Source organism: Falsiruegeria sp. JB4-1 (assembly GCF_055693495.1).
The window spans coordinates 4,013,759-4,038,080 of record NZ_JBVFTZ010000001.1; the positions used below are offsets into that span (position 1 = coordinate 4,013,759).

Sequence of the window (24,322 nt, forward strand, 5' to 3'; positions counted from 1 at the left end):
AGGAAAGCGTCTAGCCCTTGCCCTCTTGACGACTGCTACGCAACGACAGACCATGTCGGCAAATTGATACAGAAGGGTTCACTTATGTCTGTTTTCTTTCGCCGCTCGTGCGGCGCGGCTTTCGCTTATGCCGTTGCAACCCAAGGTGCCTGGGCGGATTTGACCGCCCAAGACGTCTGGGCAGATTGGCAAGCCTACATGGGGGGAATGGGCTATTCCATCTCGGGTGATGAAAGCACATCTGGCAATGTCACCACGATATCGGACTTGACCATGTCGATGGCGATCCCCGATGCCGAAACCAGTTTTGTAATGGTTATGCCCACGGTCACCTTTGCAGAAAACGGCGATGGAACGGTTGCCGTCGGAATGCCTGACCAATTTCCTTTGACCCTGAATATCACCTCGGAAGGGGAAGGTCCCGTCAAGGTCGTGCTGGACTACGCCATTTCCAATATGGCGATGGTTGTGTCTGGCTCGGCTGATGACATGACCTACACGTATTCAGCAGACAAAGCAGACTTGACGCTGGCCTCTATTGAAGCCGATGGCGAAAGTATTCCGCAGGATGAATTAGGTGTCAGCCTTGTCATGGAAGCCCTTGCCGGTTCGTCGCAAATGAAAATCGGCGAGATGCGTGACATCACGCAGAATATGACCGCTGGCACCATCACCTATGACGTCAAGTTTGACGACCCCGACTCTGATGACGCAGGCAATTTCGCAGGAAAGGTTGCTGATGTTTCCTATTCTGGTGTCGGCTCGATCCCGTCTCAGATTGATGCGTCGGACTACAGCGCCTTCCTAAACTCCGGGTTCAAGTTCGACGGAGCCTTCACCTATAAATCCGGCAACGGTTCCATGCAGGGGACTGGCGACGGTGAATCCTTTGCAATGAGCAGCAAATCGTCGGGTGGCGATTTCCGGTTTGGCATGAACAGCACCCGCATCCTGTACGATCTGAGCCAAAGTGGCGCTGAGATGTCTATGACAGTGCAGGATTTGCCTTTTCCCATTGACGTGAAAATGGCCAAGTCCGGGTTCAAGCTCGATATGCCCATTCAGGCAGGCGATGCACCGCAACCATTTTCATTTGGACTGAACATGACCGACTTCACCATGTCCGACATGATCTGGGGCATGTTTGATCCCGCTGGCGCCCTGCCACGTGACCCGGCGACAGTCGTTCTTGATGCCACAGGCACGGCTAAGGTTTTGGTCGATTTTCTGGATCCTGTTGTCGCTGAAACACTCGAAAATACCGGCGCTGCTCCAGGTGAGCTGAACACCCTCAAGATCAACGAACTTGTCGTATCGATGGTTGGCGCCAAGCTGGGCGCAACGGGTGACTTTGAATTTGATAACTCCAACCTCGAAGCTTTTGACGGGATGCCCACCCCATCTGGCGTTGCAAATCTCGAATTGAGCGGTGCAAACGCGTTGCTCGACAAACTGATCGCCATGGGGTTTGTTTCGGACAGTGACGCCATGGGCGCGCGCATGATGATGGGTTTGCTGGCGGTTCCCGGCGACACGCCGGACTCGTTGAAATCGACGATCGAATTCAACAAGCAGGGTCACATCATCGCAAATGGTCAACGGATAAAATAATCCGTCCCCAAAACCACGATCAGGGCTGCGATAGCGCAGCCCTTTTCTTTGGCCCGCAGGACTTGCAGCGCACCACGCGCAGGGCTAGGTCCAAAGGGCAGCCAATATCAAAAGAGAAACCGGATGTCCCACACCCCCGAAGAGCTGAGCCACGCCCTGATTGATGCCGCCCGAAAGGCTGGCGCAGACGCGGCAGATGCCATCGTGATCCAGGGCACTTCGGTCTCCGTTGACGTGCGCAACGGCACCCTTGAAACCGCAGAGCGGTCAGAGGGGAGTGATGTGGGACTTCGCGTGTTCCTTGGCCAGCAGCAAGCTATCGTTTCTGGTTCCGACGCCCGCCCCGAAACGATGCAGGCCATGGCCGAGCGCGCAGTGGCAATGGCCAAAGAGGCCCCGGAAGACCCCTATACAGGCTTGGCCGAGCCCGAACAATTGGCGCTAAACTGGAACTATGACGCGCTGGAACTCTTTGATCCGACCCCCGAACCAGCACCCGAAGCTCTGAAAAAGGACGCGCTTGCAGCCGAAGCCGCTGCATTGGCCGTTGACGGTGTTTCGCAGGTATCTGATGCCAGTGCAGGATACGGTGAACATCGGGTCCATCTGGCCGCCACCAATGGCTTTTCCGGTGGGTATACACGCACCGGTCGATCGGTGTCCTGCGTAGCCATCTCAGGCAGCGGTACCGGGATGGAACGTGACTATGACGGTGACAGCCGTTGTTTTCAGGCCGACCTGCGCAGCCCCGACGAAATAGGACGCTCTGCTGGCGAACGAGCCGTGCAACTCATGGGCGCACGCAAGCCGGAAACGGGCACCTATCCCGTTTTGTTCGATGAACGGATTTCATCCTCTCTAATCGGACATTTGATGGCCGCCAGCAACGGCGCAGCCATTGCACGCGGGTCATCCTGGCTGAAGGATTCGATGGGTGAGCAGGTATTACCTGAACATCTGTCCATCATCGAAGACCCCCACCGCGCCCGTGTACCTGGCTCGCGTCCCTTTGATGCCGAAGGTTTGCTCACACGGCGCCGCTCGGTTGTCGAAAATGGGGTACTGACAGGTTGGACTTTGGATCTGGCCAGTGCGCGTAAGTTGAATATGACGTCCACAGCAAACGCGGCGCGCGGTGTGTCCTCTCCACCATCACCCAGCAATTGGAACCTTGCGTTGACCCAAGGAGATTGCAGCCGTGAAGATCTGCTGCGAGACATGGGAACCGGCCTGTTGGTGACGTCGATGATCGGCACGACCATCAACCCCAACACCGGCGACTATTCTCGTGGCGCATCGGGGTTCTGGGTCGAGAACGGCGAGATCACCCACCCCGTCAACGAATGCACCATCGCGGGTAACCTGCGCGACATGCTAATGCGGATCATTCCGGCAAATGACGCGCGTACATATCTTTCGCGCGTCGTGCCGTCACTTCTGATCGAAGGGATGACGCTTGCCGGGAACTGATCTTTCGCTTTTGATCGCTGCCGCTCGAGAAGCCGGCAAGATCGCCACGCGTTTTTCTGGAAAAGAGGCCAAGCGTTGGGAAAAGCCTGATGGCGCCTAGCCCTGTGACTGAAGCGGATTTGGCGGTCAACGAGATGCTCGAGGCAACACTTCCTGCCGCGCGTCCCGATTATGGCTGGTTGTCAGAAGAGACCGAAGACAACCCCGAACGTCTTGATCGATCCCGCGTTTTTGTTATCGACCCGATCGACGGCACGCGCAGTTTTGCTCAAGGCTCACGAACATGGGCGCACTCCCTGGCAGTGTGTCAGGACGGTATTGCGACAGCGGCGGTTGTCTACCTACCACAACGAGACCTGCTGTTTGCTGCCGCAACCGGAAAAGGTGCAACGCTCAACGGTGAGCCAATATCTGTTTCCGACAGCCCAAGTTTAGTGCAGGCCGAAGTTCTGGCGGCCAAACCCAATTTGAACAGCGCACACTGGCGTGACGGTAACGTACCTGACTTTGGTCGCGCCTATCGCCCCTCATTGGCCTATCGAATGGCATTGGTCGCCCAAGGGCGGTTCAACGGCATGCTGACGTTGCGCCCAAGCTGGGAATGGGACATTGCGGTCGGCGATCTGATCATCCGCGAGGCCGGAGGCATCTGTACAGATCGCTTTGGCGCGCCGCTCAAGTTCAACAATCCAAAACCCAAATTGGCCGGAGTCGTCGCGGGTGGGCGGAACCTGCATGATCTGATCAGCGCAGCCCTCGATCCGGCTAGCGATGGCATCCCCGGATCCGTATAGACCTTGGAAGCAGTTGACCTGATGATCGAAACCCGTAGTTTGCGATCCCAACCGACCGTTCAAAAATAAGGACCGGAGCAATGGATCATGGCCCGCGGTGGTGCATCTACGCCCTGACCTTCACCGATGCTGAAAGGACAGCGTGACATATGGCGCGGTCTCTCAGTCTGACTGCTTATCGTGCTTTGTCCTGGCGGGGGCAACAATCGCACGACGCCACGCCACCACCTCGTCCGGACGGTCCCCTCGTTTGGTTTCACGCCACTACACCTGAACGATTGGCGGCGCTTCGTGATCTGGGTCAACGGCTTATTGCCATTCGACCCGAGCTGGGCCTTTTGTTTACCCGACCGCCCAAAAATGAGCTGCGTCGATGGCCTCAACAACAGGCGGAAGCGGTCCCATTGCCTTTGGATCATCCGGGCGCTGCTAGAGAGTTTCTGACCCATTGGCACCCGGATATCTGCATCTGGACCGGAGGCGGACTGCAACCGAACCTGATCAGCCAGGCATCGGAACAAAAAATCCCCATGATCCTACTGGGGGCATCAGAAGCTGAAATGCAATTGCGCAAGCATCGGTGGTTTCCCGACCTGCATAGAACGACATTGGATTGTTTCGAAAGCATTCTGGCCGACAGTGAAGCCTCTGCCCGTTATGTGCGCAGGTCGGGGGTGAGTTCTTCAAAAGTATCGGTTTCGGCAACGTTGCAAGTCAGCCCCAATCCCCGTCCTTGGCCAGAGGATGAATTGACCGAAACAACAACAATCTTGGCAGGGCGCCCGGTTTGGCTGTCAGCGTGGTCGCAGGATGACGAGTTCATTTCAATTTTGATTGCACACAGGCATGCATTGCGGTTCCTCCACCGTCTGCTGCTCGTCCTGCATGTAGCAAATCCTACCGAAGCCGAACCCCTGAAAGCGCGTCTGACAGCAATGGATCTGCGTTGTGCTGACTGGGACGCCGGAGACGACATAGAAGATACAACCCAAGTTGTTCTCAGCACCGAGATCGAAGACCTCGAACTCTGGTACCGTATTGCTCCTTTGACGTTTATGGGTAGCTCGCTGGAGCCAGGAGCCGGGGGCCGAGATCCCCTTACGGCCGTGGCGCTTGGTTCGGCCGTTCTATATGGGGCCAACGTTCACAAACACATCGATACCTACGCACGGCTGGCTTCCGCTGGTGCGGCACGCGCGGTTCGAACAGCCGAAGACCTCGGGAGTGGCATCGTTCAACTCTTGGCGCCGGACCACGCCGCGGCCATGGCCTTGGCAGGATGGCAGGTTGTAACCGAAGGCGCCCATTTAACTGATCAGCTGCTTGATTTGATACAAGACAAGTTGGACGAGCGAGAGACATAATATGAAACCACCCGAGTTCTGGTATACGTCTCCAGCCCAGATAGATTGGCGCGCCCGGCTTTTGCAGCCACTTGGGGCAATTTATGCGAGGGCGACAGCTCGTCGGCTTTCGACGGGTAACTCGTTCACCCCCGGCGTTCCTGTAATTTGTGTAGGCAATTTGAATGCAGGAGGCACGGGCAAGACCCCCACGGTCATCTGGGTTCTCGAACAACTTCGCAATGCAGGCCACGAGCCTCATGTGGTGACCCGTGGGTATGGGGGGTCTTTGGAAGGTCCGGTTCGCGTTGAACCCGGGCTCCACAAGTCGGACGCGGTGGGTGACGAACCTCTGCTGCTTGCCGCATTTGCCGAAGTTTGGGTTGCAAAAGACCGGGCGGAAGGGGCCAAGGCTGCCGCAGACTTTGGGGCAACTGTGATTGTGTTGGATGATGGGTTTCAAAACCCAAGTGTTCACAAGGACCTGTCGATTGTCGTGGTCGATGCAACCCAAGGGTTCGGCAACGGTCTGTGCCTACCCGCCGGACCACTTCGCGAACCTGTTGATGTGGGGCTTTCACGGGCGGATGTGGTGTTGACCCTCGGAAACACCGAGGCACAGGCGGAGTTCACGAGTACATGGGGAAAATCAGTCACGGTGCCGCAAACGACGGGTGAGGTCAGAGCGCTGCAGACAGGAATGGATTGGGATGGAACGCCGGTTCTGGCATTTGCAGGGATCGCCAACCCAAAGAAGTTCTTTCGCACTCTTCGAGATCAAGGCGCCAATCTGCTACGTTCCGAGGCTCTGGACGATCATCAACCACTGACAACAGCGTTGATGTCACGACTTGAAAACGAAGCCAAACTGCTTGGCGCCCAGATGGTAACAACAGAAAAGGATGCGGTGCGCCTACCTCCCTCCTTTCGGAGTAAAGTAATCACGTTACCTGTTCGCTTGCAGGTGAGTGAAAGCGAACGCCTGATTACCTTGATGCTAAAGGCTGCACCGGTTTCCTGACGCAGTCAGTGCAAAAATATCTTTGTCCGAGGCAATCAACGGCTGTGGTGTTCAATTGCGAAACACTTTCACCGGTCGTCGGTACACTCTGCGGGATCACGCTGCGCGCAGCGCGGCGCCCGGCCCAAGGCCGTTCGCAGTGCTGACGCAGTCAGGACCCTTCGGCGCAGGAGCGCTGCCGAACAACAGTTGTTTAATTGTCCTCGCCGAGCTTTGGTGCCGGACGATGCAACGCCAATTCAGCGTCTGAAAATCGAAACGGTGCGCGGACACCCGGCACGCCGTCCAGCTCGATCTGCATACCCCGCGCCACAATCTGCGGATCTGCCATAACCTCGTCCAACGTATTGATTGGCCCGGCTGGTACGCCTTGCGCTTCGCATGCAATCAACAGATCCGCCTTGCTTCGCTGCGCAGTCGCACCGTTCAGGCGCGCAATCATTACACGGCGGTTTGCGATGCGATCCTTATTGCGTAGAAATTCAGGCGCTTCGGCCATTTCGTCAAGATTCAGGATTTTGCACAGCCGTTGATATTGCCGGTCATTTCCTGTGGCGATGATGATGTGTCCATCCGCGCAATCAAACACCTGATAAGGCGTCAGGTTGACGTGGGCGTTGCCCATCCGTTCGGGCGCCTTGCCCGTGGTCAAATAGTTCAGCGCCTGATTGGCCGTTACGGCCACAGCCACATCCAGCAGCGCCATATCCACGTGCTGACCACGTCCAGTCTGTTCACGTTGATGAAGCGCCGCAAGAATTCCCGACACTGCGTAAATACCCGTGAAGATGTCTGTGATGGCGACACCGGATTTCTGTGGCTGACCATCCGGTTCCCCGGTGATCGACATCAACCCGGACATGCCTTGGATGATGAAGTCATAACCTGCACGATGCGCATAAGGACCGTCCTGCCCGAATCCGGTGATCGAGCAGTAAATCAGGCGCGGATTGATCTCTTTGAGGCTGTCATAGTCCAACCCGTATTTTGCCAAGCCGCCAACTTTGAAGTTTTCGATCAAAATATCGGCGTCGCGAACCAATTCGCGCACCTGCGTCTGACCTGCAGGGCTTGAGAAATCTACCGTAACCGAGGCCTTGCCTCGGTTCGTCGAATGAAAATAAGCCGCCGACTCGTCATCGTCTCGAGTGACAAATGGCGGCCCCCAGGCGCGGGTGTCATCGCCCGCCGGGGATTCTACCTTAACAACTTCAGCCCCAAGATCAGACAGCGTTTGACCGGCCCGGTGGCTGCCAAAATACGCGCCAGTTCGATGACCTTCAGGCCCGCCAGCGGTGCTGTCATCAGCTGCCCAGCTCAGCTTCGATCAGGGCTTTAAAATCGGCATAGGACTGGTTCGAGACCTTCTTGCCGTTGACAATGAAGCTGGGCGTGCTTTCGATGCCGTCTTTTTCGGCGTTTTCCTGGTACCAGGTCACCAGTGTCTGGGCCTTGCCCGCGTCCTGCAAGCAGGCCTCAAGCGTGTCATTGTCCAATCCGGCTAAGCGACCGATTTTGCGCAGTTCCTCAACGATTTCCGACGGGCCACCGGCGCGTGCCCAATCGGACTGTCCTGCGTAAATCAGATCGCTGATGCCAAAGAATTTCTCGGGCCCTGCACAGCGTGCGATCATCGAGGCCCACAGACCGTAACGGTCAAAATACACTTCGCGGTAGATGAACTTTACCTTGCCGGTGTCGATGAAATCTTTCTTGAGTTCCTTGTACGGTCCCTCGTGAAACGCGGCACAATGCGGACACGTGTAAGAGGCGTATTCGATGATTTCGACCGGCGCGTCTTCGGCACCCTGAACCATCTCGACGATAGTGGATGTGTCAACCTCCGTCTCTTGCGCATAGGCCGCGCCGACGAGCGGATTACTCGGCAGATTGCTTTGCGGCTGGCTCAGCCAATACCCGCCCGCGGCAATCGCCACGGCAGCACAAAAGAGGGTTCCAAAACGGGTCATACCTCGCCCTTTCTCAGTGTTTTTCTTAGATAGGATGTTGCGGCCCAGACGTTCAAGAGCCGTTCGCAATTCGTCACTTTCCACCCCATCGGCCGCATCGCGCGCGGCGGTCACGACTTCGGGGTTGATCTTGGGTTTTGCTTGTTTCGGTTTGTGCCCGAAACTGGCCTGCCCCTCGGCAAATCCGGTGGGCGCGGTCTGCGTGATGCGAATCCGGCTGATCGCGTTATAGCCATAGGCCGCGTTCACCTTTTCCCGAAGCCGCTCCTTTTGCATTTCCAGCATCGGCGCCTGCGGACCGGTGGTCAGCACCGTCAGCGTCGCGCCGAACCCGTTGCGCCCATAGCCCACGTTTACAGGCCGCGCGATGGCGGCGATGTCCTGTCCGACGATCTCGGCCCAATGGGTCAGCACCCGCGATACGGCAAACCCACGGCTTTCCCCGGCACGCCGGATCTGGTCGCTGAGCACTGTTCCCGTGCGCTTGAACCCGTATGTTGTCGTTCGTCTGGTCTTCATCTGGTTTCCGACTCTGTTGACGCTATTGTAGACAGCACCGGAACAGGTGCCAGTGAAACCCGAAGAGCAGGGGAAAATTGTTTGCAAAAGCATGAACACAAGATTGTGAGCAACGCACTGTTGGCGTGGTACGATGTGCATGCGCGCGAATTGCCGTGGCGGGTCTCTCCGACTGATCGGCGCACTGGCGTTGTTCCTGACCCCTACCGCGTGTGGCTGTCCGAGATCATGCTGCAGCAAACCACCGTAGCTGCGGTCAAAGATTACTTTCATCGCTTCACCTCTCGCTGGTCCACGGTACAGGATTTGGCCGCGGCGCGGGACGAGGATGTGATGGGAGAATGGGCCGGTCTGGGCTATTACGCCCGCGCCCGCAACCTGCTGAAATGCGCTCGCCAAGTGACCAAAGCCCATGACGGCGTCTTCCCCGACACCCATGATGAGCTGCTGACCCTTCCCGGTATTGGCCCCTACACTGCTGCCGCCATCGCCTCAATTGCCTTCGACCGGCCGGAGACCGTACTGGATGGCAATGTCGAACGGGTTATGGCGCGGTTCCACGACATTCACGACCCTCTGCCCGGTTCAAAGTCGGCGCTGCGCGATCTGGCCGAAATGCATACGCCGATGCGACGCCCCGGTGATCACGCCCAGGCGGTGATGGATCTGGGCGCGACGGTATGCACGCCCAAATCCCCTGCCTGTGGGATCTGCCCACTGATGACCAACTGCCAAGGGCGTCTGGCGGGCACCGCCGCTGAGCTGCCAAAGAAAGCCCCTAAGAAGCCCAAACCAACCCGCTTTGGCTATGCTTACGTCGCCCGCGATGGCGACGGTGGTTGGCTGATGGAGCGGCGTCCAGACAAGGGACTGTTGGGCGGCATGCTGGGCTGGCCCGGGTCTGATTGGTCCGAAGATCCTGCACCCAAACCGCCGTTTGAGGCGGATTGGAAGGACATCGGGGCTGAGGTGCGCCATACCTTCACCCATTTCCATTTGCATCTGCGGGTGTTGACTGCGCCAATGCCCGATACAGCCCCACCCACAGGTCTGCGCATTGTCGCCAAACACGACTTCCGCCCTTCGGACCTGCCGACTGTGATGCGCAAAGCATACGATCTGTGGCGTGACCATTAGCCATTTGTGGTCAAAGGTAAGCCCACGTTAGACTGCGTGTAATTCCGATGCGGAGCCCATCATGATCGCACCCGAAACGCTCAGTCGCTGGCAAAATGCCCTACCCTTCTGGATTTCACTGCTGCTGGTTCCACTGGCCTGGTTTGCAGCGATGACGGGCGGATGGAGCCTGATCCTGGTGCCACTGACGACATGGTGGGCGTTTGCGATCCTTGATCAGTTGACCGGGCTCAACACCGAAAATGCAGACCCGCAAACACCCGACGGGCAGTTGAATTGGTACATCCGCCTCACGCAGTTGTGGGCGCCAATACAATTCCTGACCCTCTTTGGTCTGATCTGGTATGCGACGCACAACGCCCATCTGAGCAGCCTGGAGAAAGTCGCCCTGTTCTTTGGTGTTGGCGTCATCACCGGCACCGTCGGCATTAACTACAGCCACGAGCTGATGCATCAGAAAAGCCGCTTCGAGCGAACCTTGGGTGATATCCTGTTGGCCATGGTCCTATACAGCCACTTCCGGTCCGAGCATCTGCTGGTGCATCACCGCTATGTCGGCACCCCTCGCGACCCGGTGACTGCCCGCTACAACGAAGGGTTCCACCGGTTCTACCCCCGCGTCCTGATCCAGTGCTGGCGCAGCGCATTCAAAGCTGAAAAAGACATGCTCGCGCGCAAGGGACTCTCATGGACAAGCCTGAGCAACCCTTTCTTCCGCTATTGGGCACTGCAAGCCGGGATGATCCTGCTGGCCTTTGTGTTGGGTGGCTTCAGCGGCGTGTTGTTGTTCCTTGTGCAAGCTGGGGTCGCAATCTGGCAATTGGAACTGGTCAACTACGTTGAACACTACGGCTTGACCCGCAAGCATCTTGGCGACGGTAAGTATGAGACGGTGCAGCCGCGCCACTCCTGGAACGCTGCACACAAGGCATCAAACTGGCTGCTGATTAACCTGCAGCGCCACTCGGACCACCACTACAAACCCGACCGCCGCTTTCCACTGTTGCAGAACCACACCGAAGAGGACGCACCGCAGCTGCCCTACGGCTATCCCGTGATGACCGTGGCAGCAATGATCCCGCCACTATGGCGCCGCATCATGAACCCCCGCGTGCGCAGTTGGCGGCGACACTACTACCCCGAGATCACAGATTGGCTGGACTACAACAAAGCCCGCCACCCAATGCCCCGCTGACAAGGAAACGCGACCGCAGCGCACCGCAGGTGCGCTGCCTGGCCCAACCAGAGGCGACGCCGCAGGCGTCAACGATGGGCGGGAGTGCCTCCGTCACAAGGTCCAGACGTCCATGCGCCCGTCCACACCCCGCACACCTTGGTCCGAGTGCAACTCCAACCCATCCAGGCACTCCAGCCCTGCGATGTGCTCACGAATGACTTGATCCCGCAGATCGCTGCTAACCACCAGCTTGACGCCAAAGTCGCGGGTCAACCCCTCCAACTTCGCTGCGACATTTACCGCATTGCCGATCACCGCATACTCCAAGCGGTTTGCGCCGATATCGCCCAACAACGCGGGCCCATAGTGCACCCCGATCCCGGCATGAATTTCAGGTTCGCCAGCGCGTTTGCGCTCGCCGTTCCACTTTTCCAACACCTGCACCATCGACCGGGCACAGGCCATCGCGTTGGATGCGTCCCGCTCTCCTGAAATAGGCGTGCCGAACGTCGCCATCAGACCGTCACCCAGGTATTTGTCCAGCGTACCATTGTGGCGGAACACCTCAGCCTCCATCCGGGAATGGAACCCCCGCAGCAATTCGATCACGGAATAGGGATCGCGATCAGCGGCAAACTTGGTAAATCCCACGATGTCGATAAAGAGCACTGCGATATTTTCATTTCGTACCTGCTTTAGCGGCTCGTCGTTCTGGCTAAGCTGGTCCACAACATTGGGCGAGAAGTAGCGCGACAGGTTCGCTCGTTCCCGTTCGAGGCTTGCGTTGCTCATCAACAACCGATTGAAGCGCCGAACCGAGAACGCCAACGTGACGGCCACAATCAGGAAAACGATCGTTTCCTGAATGCGCAGGCTGACCATAATGCTGTTTGGATCCAGGAACTCGGCAACATCCGGGTACCCCTGAAAAGCCGTCGCTGCCTTCTCCGACAGGCCGGGAATGGGCGTCGCGAACCACCACATTGCGATCCAACCCAGCGTCCACATTCCCGCCGTCCATGTCCCAATCGCAATCACTGTACGCCAAGAATAAGCCAATGTACCGCCCGCAAGGATCAGCATGAAATATTGAAAGTTCTCGAACCTGTATTGCATTGCAGCCGGGCGCACATCTTCGCTGAATGGATTGGGTACCAGCATCCCAACCGTCATGATCAACAGGTCCATGAACAACAAAAATAGCTCAAGCCCAGATTGCCCCACGCGCCCTGCACGACGGATCAGCCAACCGTTGGCTGCAATCAACGCAAGGATGAAGTGATAGTACAGAACCTCCCACGCGGGATTAATTAAGACCAGAAAGACCGCAATGATCGCCATCGCAATCCAACGAGCCCGTACGGCCAGTTCCAGCCCTTCCCGTTTATGATTTTCCAGAACAGCCTGTGTGTACTCGTTCAACTCTTCGGGAACGTCCGGCTGGGTAAAGAAAACCTTCCACGGCGCGGTGACGGAGCGGCGGTTTCGATCATGACATATTTCCCTCGTGTCCTGGACAGAGATAGGAAGGCAGGGTACCGCCCAAAACCCCCTGCGACAAAAAGAAAAAACCCCGCCGAGAACGGCGGGGCAAGGTGTAGTGCCATGTGTCAGGCCACAGGCACCGGCGGTATTCTTGATCTATTGTGAGATTAATTACGCATCTCGGATCGGATCTGCTGACGCAGAACATCGATCGGAACCGTCTTTCCGTCGCGTTTGAAGCACCAATAGGTCCAGCCGTTGCAGGACGGCGCGTTTTCCAGATGTGCGCCAACCTGATGGATCGAACCTTTGATGTTGTCGCCAATCAGAGTGCCATCTGCGCGCACCTTGGCCTTATGACGCTGGTTCATGGAATACAGCTCTTCGCCCGGGCGCAGCATGCCGCGCTCGACCAACTGACCGAAAGGTACGCGCGGTTCGGCTCGTTTCGATGCACTAACCTCCAGTGCTTCGCGGTCGAATTTACGGACGTTGGCGATCCGTTTCTTCGCAACCTTGCGGTATGCCTCTTCACGTTCGATGCCAATGAAGTCGCGCCCCAGCATCTTTGCCACTGCGCCGGTGGTGCCGGTGCCGAAGAACGGGTCCAGAACCACATCACCCGGCTTGGTCGAACCAACCAGAATGCGGTGCAACAGCGCCTCGGGTTTTTGCGTCGGATGGGCCTTGTCGCCGTTTTCATCCTTGAGCCGCTCGTGCCCTGTGCAAATCGGCATGACCCAATCAGAACGCATCTGGATACCTTCATTTAGTGCCTTGAGCGCTTCGTAGTTGAAGGTGTATTTCGCGCCTTCCTCTTTCGAGGCCCAGATCATCGTCTCATGCGCGTTGGTGAAGCGTTTGCCACGGAAGTTCGGCATCGGGTTCGACTTGCGCCAGACCACATCGTTCAGGATCCAGTATCCGGCGTCCTGCAGGGCCGATCCGACCCGGAAGATGTTGTGGTACGAACCAATCACCCAGATCGCCCCGTTAGGCTTGAGCAGACGCCGCGCGGCTTTCAGCCAGTCGCGGGTGAATTGATCGTATACAGCAAAACTTGAAAACTGATCCCAATGGTCATCGACCGCGTCCACCTGACTGTTGTCAGGGCGATGCAGCTGACCCTTGAGTTGCAAGTTATAGGGGGGATCAGCGAAAATCAGATCAACGGACGCCTCCGGCAGACTGTTCATCATTTCGATGCAGTCACCGGATAGAATCGTGTTTAGAGGGAGCGCAGCTGCGCTCTTTACTTTGGTTTTCGTCATGTTCTGCCTCAGGTTCCACGGCGCATTTTTGCGCTCATTTGGTTAACCTAAGGATGAGTCAAACCGGATTCCGCGTCAAATTCTTTTTTGAATCAGAGGCTTACGATTTACCCTTGATACAAGATATTGTGTACCGGCTTGAACGAACGCCTATGATGTGGGGTTACACCAAGGTTTAGCAGCGCCTCGCGATGTTTTTTTGACGGATATCCCGCGTTCGTTTCCCAGCCATATCCAGGATGCTGTTGCGCCAAATCCACCATGACACGATCTCGACATATTTTGGCCACAATTGAGGCCGCTGCGATGGAAACGGATCGACCGTCACCCTTGACGACAGCCTCGGACCTGAGCTGTAGGCCTTGGGGAATCAGGTTTCCATCGATCAGCAGATAATCTGGGGGCGGATTGAGCCCTGCCACGGCCCGTTCCATCGCCAAATGCGAAGCTTTGAGGATGTTGATTCGATCAATTTCTTCCACCGTGGCATGGGCGATTGATACCTCGGCCTGGGCATGAATTGCGGCCTCCAATGCTTCGCGTCGCTTGGCGGTCAATTTCTTGGAGTCATTGAGTCCCTCGGGGATGTCTTTCGGATTCAGGATCACCGCGGCCGCCGTCACTGGCCCGGCCAACGGCCCGCGCCCGACCTCATCCACTCCTGCAATCCGCAGATACCCCTGAGCCTGTAGTGCCCGCTCCATCTCAAAATCTGGTAGTGTCATACTCCTTGGGAAATCCTGTCTCCGCCGTAAACGCAAGAGAAAAGGAGAGAGAGGTCACCCTCTCTCCCCAAGGCGCCGTTCTTCGACGCTCTCCCTGCTCGACTTGGGATCACTATCGGTTGTGTACGACCCGATAGCCCTGTTGACGCAAACAGCGGGGCTCAAAGGCCTGTTTGTTGCGCTTGCCATTCCAGAACGACACGCGGCACTGTGACGGAAGATGGTTGGTATACTTGTAGTTCTTGTACAGGCAGCGTGAACTCAGCAAAGGCTTGTTCCGCGAATAGCTCGGCATCTGCCGAAGGCAGTTAGACGGCAGATCATACCGCGAAACGCTCGACGGCAAAGGACGGGGCTTTACTGTTTGATAGTGGTTATGTTGACGGGCAACCGGTTCGTGATTTTTCTTCTTTTCGTAGTGATGGATGGCCGCGCCAAAGAGAGCAATTGCTGCGAGCCCACCAAGAATTCTCTCCGCTTCTCCTGCCCGAGCGGGGGCAGCGGAAAACCCTGTGATCGCAATGGCTGTGGCAACAATAAACGCGATGAATTTACGGTGCATGACCTAAGTTCCTTTCGAGGTCTTGAAGAAGCCCACGAAGTTGGGCGCCTTGGATACCCCGAACTTGGGTCGACGTGGTTCGGACAGGCAATATCGCGACCATGTTATTGAATAACCGCTATCTCAAAGCTCTGCTGTTATTGAATAACCACGCGCAAGCAATCAGGATAAGGATCATGAAACACATCTTGCACATAGCGGCATTGGCCACCCTGATTGCAGCCTCGCCAAGTCAAGCCGCCGCTGAATGTTATGCCGATTACAAGGCCAAACAGGACAGCCCGTTGCGACTGCATTACGGCGTCATCGCGGTAAACAGCTGCACGCCTGGTCAAGCCTCACCCGAAGTATCAGCTCGGCTTCAAGCAGCAGGTTGGACCCTGCTCAACGTCATCTCGGTTTTTGGCCCCGAAGGCCTGCAAGAAAGGAAGGCCGATGCCGGACAATTCTATCTCCGTTTCTGACGCCCGCCGATCCGGAACACGGCTTGTCGGTGTCGGGATTGCTGCAATTGTCGTCTTACTGGCCACTGCGGCCGTATTTTTGATCCTGACATTGCCCGACGCCAACGCCTTTAATGCCAGGGTAGAACAAGTCTTTGTCGACAACGACCTGACAACTCAGGCCGAAATCAAATTACTTGAAATATTAGCACAGTCTGGCACCGCGTTTTCCGACACTCTGACCAGTTATCGCATGGTGATCTTTGTGTTGTTGGTCTTTGCCAGCGCGATGCTGATCGCAGCCCTTATTTTTCTTCTGATGTTGGTTACGATGAACCGTCGTATGGCTCAAATCGAACGAACAGGCATTCAGGTAACTTCACTGCTGATCAGCCGGGAAGAGAATACTGTCTATCTCAACAATATGGATTTCAAACTTACTGCGGCTGCAATCGAAACCCTGTCAGTATTGGCCGAAGCACGGATGGACGACGATGTTCTTTCAGGTGCCCAAATCGAGGCGATGATCTCGGGCAAAGATGCATCGGATTGCGAGGAAGCCGCTCGGCGCGACTAGAATCAAACGGCTACGTGATACGCTTGGAAATCAGATGATAAGCGATCTCTTGGTCAAGAATATCGCCCGGCGTGGTTACATGCTGGCGATAGAAAAGGATGTGATCCAGATGGTGTAGGCCGTAGTGATTGCGCCTTGCCCGCCAGGTCTTGGCTTGGCGAATACCAATCGCGCTTTTGGGCTTCGAAACCATCCCCCTAAGTTCTCGTCTGGATCGAGAAAGCCTAGTGATTGGGTGACGTGCGATTCTTTCCTTGTTTCGTCTGATTGGTCGAGCTTACCGGCGAGTTGCATGTGCACCTCGCCATATTATCATAAACCAGCTCGTCATTAATTGGAGGGCATTGAGCCGCTCCTGCCGGATTGATTGGCTTTCCCTGAAAGGCGCAGGCCGCAACGCAAATGCACTCATCCCGCGTCAGTGGTTTGTTACTCTGCGCGCCTAGGGGTGCGGCACCAAGTGACAACGACAGCAACAATAGGACCCGGATCATTTCAAACTCCTGTCAACTCCATTCACGATGACACAGAACCCGACGCTTTCCAATTCTCGGATTTTCGGGTGCCCCTCTTGGAAATTCACGTGTTCCGCCCCATCCTTATAGGTATCTGCGCAAATCGACGGAGACCCGGGTCTATGAATGTCCACACGTCCCCGCAGGTTCAGGGGTATGCCATTAATATCGAGCGGCTCGGCGGACGGGTCGAAGTGTTCCGAAATGGGATAAAGCTGGCCTCTAGTGAAAACGCCAAGGTGATGTACGAAACGCGCCTGCCACCCACCGTTTACTTTCCACGCGAAGACGTCTGCGTTGATTTGAGCCCAGCGACCGACTTGCAGACTTTCTGCCCGTTCAAGGGAACGGCCACCTACCGCGACATCAACTTAAGCGACGACTCGCTCTCGAACTCGGTCTGGGCCTATGAAAATGCCTTGCCTGAAAGTAGGGAAATCGAAGGCCACATAGGGTTTTCTCAGCAAAGCTATACCCACATTGATCTGGGTCAGAACGCCCTCCGCTCGATCAGCGACGGCAACATCAGCGGACCGCTTATAGATTGGTTGCTGCGCAACGCATGGATGCTGAACACACCCGAAGACTTCACGCATGCACTCGCCGAAAAGATGACCGAACATGGCGTCGCGGTCTCCCGTCTGGGCGTCTTGGTATGGTCCTTGCATCCGCTCATCGCAGGAAAACACTATATTTGGGAAAAAGGCGAAGCCGAGATATCCACCTTTGCCCCAACATATGAAATCCACGATCACCCGGCCTATACCAACAGCCCACTACGCCACGTGTCGAATGGTCTGGGTGGTGTGCGTCAACGTTTGGACGACGACCGGCCTGAGCACAGTTTTCCGATCATGGAAGACCTGCGTGCGAAAGGGGCCACTGACTATGTTGCCATGCCGCTTCCGTTTTCAGATGGGCGAACAAACGTCCTTACTCTGACCAGCGATCACCCTGACGGCTTCACAACTGCCAACCTTGGGTTGATCTTTGAGTGCTCGGCAATCATTGCACGCTTTTATGAAGTCTTCATGCAACGAGAGAACGCTCAATCCCTGCTTGAAACCTATGTCGGAAAACGGTCAGGCGCACGCGTTTTAGGAGGTGAGATCCGCCGAGGTGACGGGGATGAGATTGACGCCGCGATCATGTTCTGCGACCTGCGCGGATCAACAAGACTGGAAGAATTATTGGGGCGCGATCAGTACATCGTCTTGCTTAACGAGTTTTTCGAGCGAATTTCCGACATTGTGCACGAAAACGGAGGCGAAGTTCTCAAATTCATCGGCGACGCGGTTCTGGCGGTGTTCCCAGCCGGAGAAGACGACCAGACCGCGCGGGTCAATGCACTCAACAGCGCCAACGAAATCGTGCGCCGAGTGCCCGAGATTGAATGCCCTTACGAACCTTGCGACTGCTCAATCGGTTTGTCCTTCGGGCGAGTGACCTATGGCAACATCGGATCACGCGAAAGATTGGATTTCACCGTGATCGGACATGCGGCCAACGTCGCTGCACGATTGGGTGACTATGGCAAGACCGTTGGGCGCCGTATCGTGTTTAGCAAGGACATATTGACGGCCTGCGATGACTGCGACCCATTGGGCGATGTTCCACTACACAATGTCTCTCAGCCTGTCACATGCTACGCGGTTCGACCGAAGTAGAACTTTCCTCCATTCAGTCGAGGATTTTCACTATGAGATACCACTCGCTGTCTTCAACAGAAGACGACGTAATTTTGGCGTTCGGCTACGCGGTACTACACAAGCCAACAGCGGAAAGTAGTGTTTATTCTCACGACGCGACCCACCCGCATGAACAATAAGGGCGATTCTCCTGCGGTATTTGCGAGTACAGAATTTCCCAGAGGCCCCTGCTGCGCGACGGGCAACATCGTTTTAAACAGATGCATATCCCGACACACCATCCGGACAAAATTTGGCTGGTGACCGATAGGATCGTACTGGCTAGACAATACGGCCGTTATGGCTACCGCCGGAGGTCGGCTTTGCTCAGAGAGGCAAGTTGGCCCTTCTCGGTAGATTGCTTCGCAACCGCTGCTGGGCGACGGGTCTGCCGCAGGCATGCCGAACGGCTAGGACAGCAAGAGATCGAAAAATCCATAAAAAAAGGGAAGGGTCGGCTCTGACTGAATCCCTTATGTGTTTTGCCTTGCAGACCACTGTCAGGCAGTGGGCAGCACTTGCGCCAGGCCGCGACCAGAGTATCAAACCACGTCTTCCGGTTCTATGAACTTCGTTCATTGCCGCACAGATAATGGAAAGGCCCCCCACACGCTAAGCAATCTGTGTGAACGCCACCGAGTATGTTTAACGGTAAAAGTGAAACGCAAGCTGAAACTGTCAGAGCCTTTGATCGCAATTTCTCTGCACCGAGACCCAAAGAAGTTTTGGGATTCGTAGATGGGAATTGCTTCTCACTTTTTGACCGACACTCGTCTCCTGCGACGATCAAAGTCGTCATCTGGTGGCAGCTCCCTGTCTTCATCCGAAAATTTGACCTGAGCGCAGCAATGCCATTAGCATCATTTTAGACAAATGAGTTCAGCTTTGTAGCAGAGCAAGGGCGATCGAAGAGGACGAGCTGCTTGCATTGAATTCATTGATTTGTGCTCTGGCTAAGTACCGATTGGTCAATTGCTCAATTGCAGCAGAGTCTGAAAATTGTGAAATTTCGGATGAGCCCGTCGCTGCCAGTAATTTGTCCCTGAAAACGCCCAACTGCTTGTCCAAATCAATTTGCCCAAAGCTACTTGGCAAGCCCAAAGCGGTTTCAAACATCTGTCGCAAAGGGGGTAAGCCCATCACCGAGAACCATTTGACATCATCACCAATGGATTCGTTGGCAAGAGCTTGAAGTTCCCTCTCTGCGTATAGGGCAATGCGCATCGTTTCGTTTTGTTCCCCAACCGACTCTTCAAATGCTTCCAGATTGCTCAGCCGAACGACTTCTGCCATGTTCGTCTGCAAGCCTGTTTTGCGCAACTCTCCCGGGCCAAAGCCAAACGCTTTGCTGAACTTCTGATATCGCGCATCAGCAAGTCGGTTTGCGAGCGCATCATCGCTGTTAGTGCCATCCTGAAGAATCTTCTGCACAAAGAACTTGTTACTTATGTCCTCTTGCAAACCGAACGCGTTCAACGCGACCGAAAGCAGCCGGTGATCTGCAACAAGATCCTCCGCAGACGTTACTTTGCCGATGTTTTCGACAAAATACCGATGTTCTCTAACCCGCATCTGCGAGTTTGAAAAACTCTCCAACTGAGATTCATAGGTTCTCTGCAGAAATCTCCACCCAGAAATTCCGGATGTCGGAACTACCGGCGAAAAACTCATGAGGAATGCGTGGCCAAAAGCCGTTCTTCGCGAGGTAACAGACTGCGCAATGCTTTTAGGCAGCGGTAATGGTGATCACTGACCAACGCATCAGTTGCTTCCGCCAAAGACGCTCGACTGTCCGGGTCGGTAAACACCTGACTCAATTCCTCGATACGACGCAACAATGGCATCCGCGCCGAGGCCGGGTCGCTGTCACCGGAAAGCACAAGTTGCGCCGCATAGCATACCCTGCGTACAGGTGTCGTTGCTTCTTCGGGGTGAATTGCATCTCTCAATCGAAGGATATTGGCGTCTGGTGTCACAATCGATAAACGGCCACGCCTGTCTCCGTTTTCAATGACGGCTCCATTGATCAACAGGCGTTCTTTGGGAGCCAATTTCAAAACCAATCCACTCATGTCACTCTGTCCCTCCGCGAAGGCCACGCATGATGGCCTGATTCACCTCCAGCAATGGATCAACAGGCGCTTCACGAGCCAGCACTTGGCTCGTGTAACGGCGCGTGAACTCCGCCAGCGAAAACAGATCCGCCTTCAATTGATCCGGAAGAGGGTTGTCGGAATTTGCTGCCTCAATAGCAAATATTCCCCAAAGCTTACGGTTGGCGTGAAGCGCCTCTACCAAAGCCGGGAAATCCTTCTCTCCCTTGGCTTGAGCAAGCTGCATTTGGCGGGAAATTCTCGCAACCGCTTCGTATTCAACGCTTCGCGTCGTACGAGTTGGTGCCGAAGTCACAGAATATGCTTTTTGGGCAAGAGAAATCGCGTTCACATTTTTTCCTTACGTGGTCAGACCAAAAAAGAACCAGGGCCTCGAAAGGCCCTGGCCAGAGCCGGTTAACGGAACAGGGACATGATGGTCTGCGGTGCAGTATTCGCAATCGAAAGAGCCTGAACACCCAGTTGCTGCTGAGTTTGCAGGGCTTTCAAACGCGCCGACGCAGCCTCCATATCGGTGTCGACCAACGACCCGATGCCAGACGTCATTGCATCCGTGACCTTACTTACGAATTCGTTCTGATCACCGATGCGCTTGGCAGACGCACCTAATGCCGCTGCTCCATTGACCGCCCTTTGGATCAAAAGTTCCATGTCATCGATCGACGCGTCAGCAGCAGCAGCTGAAGACACATCAACTGTGGCTAGATCAAGTTGAGCCTCGAAATCTACAGACGCAACGGTGATGTTTTGCGCGGTAACGGCACCTGCTGCATCGCGGTCCAGCGACGACAATACCGTGATATCGCCGCCAGCGGTGTTCAGCAGATTAGATCCGTTGAACTGCGACGCACCGATGATCGACGTAATCTGTGCCTTCAGCTCGTCAACATCAGCCTCGATCTTGGCGTTATCAACGTTTTCGCCGGTTGCCGCGACGACTTTTTCCTTCATCTCGTTCAGGATATTGGTGATCTGCTCGGCACCGGCTGAAGCGACAGCCACAGTCGATTCACCCAATGACAGGGACTCGGATACGGCCTTGAAACCCGACACATCCGATTCCATGACCTTGGAAATCGCCCAGATGGCCGAGTTATCCTTGGCCATAGCGACCTCTTTACCAGTCGAAATGGCGTTTTGTGTCGACGTCAGATCGTTGTTGATCGATTTGAGGGTCTGAAGCGCAACCATTGCGCCGTTGTTCGTCAGAATACTGGTCATGTTCGTCTTCCTTCAATCATAAGGCGGTTTCCGCCCTGAGTTTTCCCGCCTGCTGGGGCGGCCTAAACGTCTTTCTGACGATTGCGAGATCCGTTTACCTGGTACCGCGCCACCTTAGTCCGAGGTGCGAGGTCACCTTTGACCGCCAGGTCCTAATGGAATGCTAAAGTGGAAAAGTTCGATTTCTCTGATTTTATTCAATCGGTTCTCAAGCCCTTTTTCAAGTTGTTTGCTGGCCTGGGTGTTGTGATGCCTCTTTCGGCACCCTTCGTCATAGGTCTCTAGCCCACGACGCACACGGCGCATTTCCGCCATGCGATTGGCAACCGCTTGAATACCTTCCAGTGCGCCATTGAGCAGATTCTGATTGCGTGAAACCTTTGATCGCACATCGCTCAATTTATACCGTTCCACTGAACCAAGATCATTGATTCTATGTATCAGCTTTTCTTTTTCAGGCAGGAGAGTACCCAAGCGCTCCAGTTCACCTTCGACCAAGGCGGACCGTTCCAGTTCTAGCAGTTCGTCCAACGCTGCAATCAACTCGTCAGCTGTTTCATTCTTCATTTTTCTGCCTCCTTCAGGGCATTAAAAAGCGCCTCGGCCAATCCGATTCCGCCTGAGCTTGAAATGCGCTCTGCCTGTTGTTGAACAAGAAACGATTGGAACTGGTCCTCGCTGAGCCCCGCCATTCATCACTGCCCGTCCTTTTCCCAACCCCGCCGCCGACAGCATTTCGGAGAGAAACGTTGCTTCAAGTTTGACGGCAACTTCGCGCAGCTGTTTGTCACGTTGAGTATCCGGCAGCGAATTCTGCATTGGGGTCGGTTGAATCACAGGGGCCATCGCTTCCTCTCAAATTGCATCGAATTTTCTCAGCCTGACCTGAAAGCAGTTAAAAAAAATGTAACCGGATTGAGAGATTGTTTTTTACATCAAAGAAGGTTCAGACCCGTGATCACAAACAATCTGCTTCCACTCAAAACTGTTGATGGACCCGGCGACACCAATGGAACGCGCTCTACAGAGCGTTCTTCAAAGACCAAGGTGACAGATTTCGCTTCGGTGCTTGAACAGTCAGATTCATCAGAACCGACCCCTTCGGATCCAAACGATGAATCGACACAGGAGACAGATTCGACCGAGGGCGTTCAACAAACAGCTGATCAAGAAGGAACAAACGTCGTGGACGGCCTCGAAGAAGGACATACACAGGTTTGGAACTCGTCAAGTATAGGCCAAATATCCGACCTTTGGTTGAATAAATCTGTATCGCCCGTCACCCAGAATCCCGTCGCGAATGGAGCAATGGAATCCGCTACAAAGCCCGGTTCGGGCCAGCCAGAGGCCAAAGTTTTTGGTCTGCAAAGCACATCGGAAGCGGCCTCACTCACAGGAAAATCGCCAATTCTACCGGACCATTCGGGTATGGGGCGGTATAGTCGAGACGATTTGGACCGTTTGCTCCCCAATCCTGAGTCGGTTGGAACGCCAGACCACAAAAATTCGTTGGAAAAAAATGTCCTGGCTTTTCAGTTCAACTCTGTTGGCGTCAGTCACAAAACCGAAGCGCACGCCCTCAACAACGAAAAAATGCTACACTCGCCGGGTTCTCTGGTCTCGGGTAGGGTCGCAGAGTCGACAGCGCCAGATGCGTCCGCAAGTTTTGCCAATCTGGCTTCTGTACAAGACGAAACAAAAAGCCCTCAATACCTTCTGGACAAGCCCCAATCGGTCTCTACAGATTCTCATTCGAGAACAGTTGTAACGGCAACCCCAGGAATATTGGCCGCGAAACAGGGTGAACAGCAGGGTACGCCTCCATCGACTGGGAACGAGACGCGCAGCTTGGGGCAACAGCAATTTCTCGCTCAGACAATTTCGGTCGCCCAAGAAAGCACCAACGATGGCGTACTTTCGCACCAATTGTATGCGCTAACTGCAACGAACGTGCGGGCTCCTGGTAATGCGGCTCACAGCGAGAACATTTTCGCCATGCAGGCCGAGAGCGGAAGTGAAGTAACCGTACCTGACCCAAGTGGAAATCAGCGCTCTAACTCAGATCAGAGGCGCAATGCCCAGACGATGAGTATGGCCCCAAAACCTGACGCACAGGCAACTTTAGCCCCGTATGTGACACCAGAACTTGTCGCCGATGCTGCACAAACCCCCGAGCTTGATCCGGCATTGCAGATCTCGGACGAACGGCTTTCTGGTAGTGGTCTGGTAGGCCCAAATTTTCAAAGTCCGCAGAACGCGCAGGACCTGGCGCGAGTTGACCTCCTCAGATCTCTGTCCGCTCAAGTCAGCGAGCAGATGGCAAGGCGAAGTGCTGGATCAATGGATATCACCCACCAATCTGAAGAACTTGGTCGGTTAAAGATGACAATGCAGTCAAACGAAACCAGCATGACGGTGACGATCACCGCCGAGCGGCTGGAAACATCGGAGCTCGTTCGACGATACTCTGAACAATTGATCCAAGATCTCCGACGGATGGGTTTTGACCAGGTTGAACTGAATTTTTCTGAAAGGTCCTCCACGTCCGAAAACCCTCAAAGACAAGATCAAAACACAAGTGACGATGAACGTACTCAATCCATCGCCCCTAGCGATATCGATGAAACCAACAGAATTGCCCGTCTGAATGATCAGACCGGCATTGATTTGAGGCTTTGA

Annotated in this window: 20 protein-coding genes and 4 pseudogenes; 11 read left to right on the plus strand and 13 right to left on the minus strand. The window is 55.2% G+C overall.

Annotated features, from left to right (window positions below):
• Nucleotides 1–84: 84 nt before the first annotated feature.
• The 5 genes and pseudogenes from ACZ1HE_RS20460 to lpxK all read left to right on the plus strand — a co-directional run bounded on the left by ACZ1HE_RS20460 (nt 85) and on the right by lpxK (nt 6,239).
• Nucleotides 85–1,611 (plus strand): DUF2125 domain-containing protein, encoded by a 1,527-nt coding sequence (locus tag ACZ1HE_RS20460; RefSeq protein ID WP_472623798.1) that lies wholly within the window; start codon nt 85–87, stop codon nt 1,609–1,611.
• Between the two features lie 123 nt (nt 1,612–1,734).
• Complete coding sequence (locus ACZ1HE_RS20465; RefSeq protein WP_472623800.1) at nt 1,735–3,081, plus strand: TldD/PmbA family protein; 1,347 nt, start codon at nt 1,735–1,737, stop codon at nt 3,079–3,081.
• Nucleotides 3,068–3,875 (plus strand): annotated as a pseudogene (locus ACZ1HE_RS20470) (3'(2'),5'-bisphosphate nucleotidase CysQ). Before ACZ1HE_RS20465 ends, ACZ1HE_RS20470 begins: the two are co-directional and overlap by 14 nt.
• A gap of 149 nt (nt 3,876–4,024) precedes the next feature.
• On the plus strand, nt 4,025–5,239 hold the full coding sequence (locus ACZ1HE_RS20475) for a 3-deoxy-D-manno-octulosonic acid transferase (RefSeq protein WP_472623801.1): 1,215 nt from the start codon (nt 4,025–4,027) through the stop codon (nt 5,237–5,239).
• 1 nt (nt 5,240) lies between these two features.
• Complete coding sequence (gene lpxK, locus ACZ1HE_RS20480; RefSeq protein ID WP_472623803.1) at nt 5,241–6,239, plus strand: tetraacyldisaccharide 4'-kinase; 999 nt, start codon at nt 5,241–5,243, stop codon at nt 6,237–6,239.
• A gap of 193 nt (nt 6,240–6,432) precedes the next feature.
• Here lpxK and ACZ1HE_RS20485 read toward each other — a convergent pair.
• The 3 genes and pseudogenes from ACZ1HE_RS20485 to ACZ1HE_RS20495 form a co-directional block, all read right to left on the minus strand.
• Nucleotides 6,433–7,544, minus strand: a pseudogene (locus ACZ1HE_RS20485) (CaiB/BaiF CoA transferase family protein).
• Nucleotides 7,544–8,209 carry a DsbA family protein gene (locus ACZ1HE_RS20490; RefSeq protein WP_472624579.1) on the minus strand — a complete coding sequence of 222 codons (666 nt, stop codon included), beginning with the start codon at nt 8,207–8,209 and terminating at the stop codon, nt 7,544–7,546. Before ACZ1HE_RS20490 ends, ACZ1HE_RS20485 begins: the two are co-directional and overlap by 1 nt.
• A 6-nt stretch (nt 8,210–8,215) precedes the next feature.
• A pseudogene (locus ACZ1HE_RS20495) lies at nt 8,216–8,728 on the minus strand (DUF721 domain-containing protein); the annotation flags it as partial.
• Between the two features lie 105 nt (nt 8,729–8,833).
• On the opposite strand from ACZ1HE_RS20495, the gene mutY reads away from it, so the two are divergent.
• A complete protein-coding gene (mutY, locus tag ACZ1HE_RS20500) occupies nt 8,834–9,865 on the plus strand; it encodes an A/G-specific adenine glycosylase (RefSeq protein ID WP_472623805.1) in 1,032 nt (343 codons plus the stop codon).
• A 61-nt stretch (nt 9,866–9,926) separates the two neighbouring features.
• Entirely contained in the window at nt 9,927–11,060 is a 1,134-nt protein-coding gene (locus ACZ1HE_RS20505; protein ID WP_472623807.1) for an alkane 1-monooxygenase, read from the plus strand.
• 93 nt (nt 11,061–11,153) lie between these two features.
• Here ACZ1HE_RS20505 and ACZ1HE_RS20510 read toward each other — a convergent pair whose 3' ends face one another.
• From ACZ1HE_RS20510 to ACZ1HE_RS20525, 4 genes are all read right to left on the minus strand, one after another.
• Nucleotides 11,154–12,464 carry an adenylate/guanylate cyclase domain-containing protein gene (locus ACZ1HE_RS20510; RefSeq protein ID WP_472623809.1) on the minus strand — a complete coding sequence of 437 codons (1,311 nt, stop codon included), beginning with the start codon at nt 12,462–12,464 and terminating at the stop codon, nt 11,154–11,156.
• A gap of 230 nt (nt 12,465–12,694) precedes the next feature.
• Nucleotides 12,695–13,798, minus strand: coding sequence for a DNA methyltransferase (locus ACZ1HE_RS20515; protein ID WP_472623811.1), 1,104 nt, complete (start codon nt 13,796–13,798; stop codon nt 12,695–12,697).
• A 107-nt stretch (nt 13,799–13,905) separates the two neighbouring features.
• Entirely contained in the window at nt 13,906–14,523 is a 618-nt protein-coding gene (locus ACZ1HE_RS20520) for a ribonuclease HII (protein WP_472623813.1), read from the minus strand.
• A gap of 112 nt (nt 14,524–14,635) precedes the next feature.
• Entirely contained in the window at nt 14,636–15,085 is a 450-nt protein-coding gene (locus ACZ1HE_RS20525) for a hypothetical protein (RefSeq protein ID WP_472623815.1), read from the minus strand.
• Between the two features lie 176 nt (nt 15,086–15,261).
• Here ACZ1HE_RS20525 and ACZ1HE_RS20530 point away from each other — a divergent pair, with 176 nt between their 5' ends.
• From ACZ1HE_RS20530 to ACZ1HE_RS20540, 3 genes and pseudogenes are all read left to right on the plus strand, one after another.
• A complete protein-coding gene (locus ACZ1HE_RS20530; protein ID WP_472623817.1) occupies nt 15,262–15,549 on the plus strand; it encodes a hypothetical protein in 288 nt (95 codons plus the stop codon).
• Nucleotides 15,521–16,223, plus strand: a pseudogene (locus ACZ1HE_RS20535) (winged helix-turn-helix domain-containing protein). Before ACZ1HE_RS20530 ends, ACZ1HE_RS20535 begins: the two are co-directional and overlap by 29 nt.
• A 519-nt stretch (nt 16,224–16,742) precedes the next feature.
• Nucleotides 16,743–18,287, plus strand: a complete 1,545-nt coding sequence (locus ACZ1HE_RS20540) for a DUF427 domain-containing protein (RefSeq protein ID WP_472623819.1) — start codon at nt 16,743–16,745, stop codon at nt 18,285–18,287.
• 900 nt (nt 18,288–19,187) lie between these two features.
• On the opposite strand, the gene ACZ1HE_RS20545 is transcribed toward ACZ1HE_RS20540, so the two are convergent.
• The 6 genes from ACZ1HE_RS20545 to ACZ1HE_RS20570 form a co-directional block, all read right to left on the minus strand.
• Nucleotides 19,188–19,979, minus strand: a complete 792-nt coding sequence (locus ACZ1HE_RS20545; protein ID WP_472623821.1) for a DUF1217 domain-containing protein — start codon at nt 19,977–19,979, stop codon at nt 19,188–19,190.
• Nucleotides 19,976–20,380 (minus strand): flagellar biosynthesis repressor FlbT, encoded by a 405-nt coding sequence (gene flbT / locus ACZ1HE_RS20550; RefSeq protein ID WP_472623823.1) that lies wholly within the window; start codon nt 20,378–20,380, stop codon nt 19,976–19,978. The genes ACZ1HE_RS20545 and flbT overlap by 4 nt, the downstream gene beginning before the upstream one ends.
• A gap of 1 nt (nt 20,381) precedes the next feature.
• On the minus strand, nt 20,382–20,753 hold the full coding sequence (gene flaF / locus ACZ1HE_RS20555) for a flagellar biosynthesis regulator FlaF (RefSeq protein ID WP_472623825.1): 372 nt from the start codon (nt 20,751–20,753) through the stop codon (nt 20,382–20,384).
• A gap of 65 nt (nt 20,754–20,818) precedes the next feature.
• Nucleotides 20,819–21,643: a flagellin N-terminal helical domain-containing protein gene (locus ACZ1HE_RS20560; protein WP_472623827.1), complete on the minus strand. Its 825-nt coding sequence runs from the start codon at nt 21,641–21,643 to the stop codon at nt 20,819–20,821.
• Nucleotides 21,644–21,775: 132 nt separating this feature from the next.
• Nucleotides 21,776–22,210, minus strand: a complete 435-nt coding sequence (locus tag ACZ1HE_RS20565; RefSeq protein WP_472623829.1) for a flagellar biosynthesis protein FlgN — start codon at nt 22,208–22,210, stop codon at nt 21,776–21,778.
• Nucleotides 22,207–22,335 carry a rod-binding protein gene (locus ACZ1HE_RS20570; RefSeq protein ID WP_472623831.1) on the minus strand — a complete coding sequence of 43 codons (129 nt, stop codon included), beginning with the start codon at nt 22,333–22,335 and terminating at the stop codon, nt 22,207–22,209. The genes ACZ1HE_RS20565 and ACZ1HE_RS20570 overlap by 4 nt, the downstream gene beginning before the upstream one ends.
• A gap of 100 nt (nt 22,336–22,435) precedes the next feature.
• Here ACZ1HE_RS20570 and ACZ1HE_RS20575 point away from each other — a divergent pair, with 100 nt between their 5' ends.
• The gene (locus tag ACZ1HE_RS20575; protein ID WP_472623833.1) at nt 22,436–24,322 is read left to right on the plus strand and encodes a flagellar hook-length control protein FliK; all 1,887 of its coding nucleotides are present in this window, start codon (nt 22,436–22,438) and stop codon (nt 24,320–24,322) included.